This is a genomic window from Undibacterium sp. GW821-FHT11H02, from assembly GCF_058808015.1.
In genome coordinates this window covers 1-1,059 of sequence record NZ_JBXARG010000050.1, presented here as the reverse complement: position 1 = coordinate 1,059, position 1,059 = coordinate 1, and the positions used below count along the sequence as shown (strand labels likewise).

Annotated in this window: 1 protein-coding gene and 1 pseudogene; both read left to right on the top strand. The window is 49.6% G+C overall.

The window, feature by feature from the left end:
• Positions 1 to 12 precede the first annotated feature (12 nt).
• Positions 13 to 812, top strand: a pseudogene (locus AC1RR2_RS20895) (tyrosine-type recombinase/integrase).
• Positions 809 to 1,059, top strand: a 251-nt coding sequence (locus AC1RR2_RS20890; protein WP_493224218.1) for a transposase zinc-binding domain-containing protein, incomplete at its 3' end; no start/stop codon positions are given. The pseudogene AC1RR2_RS20895 and the gene AC1RR2_RS20890, both read left to right, overlap by 4 nt.

Here is a 1,059-nt window from a genome sequence, read left to right as displayed (position 1 = left end):
TACTCGCAAGGCGTGCGGCGTGCTGGGCTGTATTTCCGCTATCAAATCAATGCCTTAACCGAGGCGCAATTAACGCAGTATTTCTCTCAATTACTGAGTACCCATTCGTGGAGTACCCTCAAACACGATTTGTATGGACTTAAGTTTTATTACGACAAAGTCTTACACCAAGACTGGCCTGCACCGAATTTGGTGAAGGCACCTCACAGCCAGCGCTTGCCCGATATCGTCACAGTAGAACAAATGCAGCAAATTATTGCGAACACCAAGGTACTCAGTTATCGCGTGTTTTTTTATGTGCTATACAGTCTTGGCTTGCGCCTTGGTGAAGGTCTGCGCTTGCAAGTTGCGGATATTGATGCGGATCGTCTGCGGGTGCAGATTCGGGACGCGAAAGGCAACCGTGATCGTTTCGTGCCGCTACCGATTTCGACCTTAACTGTGCTGCGTCAATTTTGGATGGTACATCGACATCCGCATTTGCTCTTTCCGAATCGTGCTGGTGGTTTAAAGAAAGCGCATCTTGCGCCAACGCACTTAGACGATGGTGGCGCACAAAGAGCCTTACGCGCCGTGTGCGTCGATATTGGTTTAAAAAAAGAATTTCGCCCCATAGTTTAAGGCATAGTTATGCCACGCACTGTATCGAAGCAGGCATCAATCTCTCAGACTTGCAGCAGTTCCTCGGCCATCAATCCATCCTCACCACCACGCGTTACACGCATCTAACCAATCATCAAACCGAGACCGCAGTTGAACGCCTCAACCACTTGATGAGTCGACTCTCCATCCATTGGGGAGAGATCAAATGATCCGTTTGATCGATATCCTGCAACGCTTTGAAAGTGATTTCCTACAAACGTATGGCACATCACTTTTACCTAGTCAACGCCGCGCCCTGAGCGCCTTTAAGCATTGTCGAACAAGGCTTTCGGCACAGATGCGCGTGCAATGTGAGGCTTGTTTCAAAATCGATTATTTGCCACATTCGTGCGGGCACCGATCCTGCCCGCATTGCCAAGCCCATGAGTCCCAGCGCTGGATCGAACAAGAGCAAGC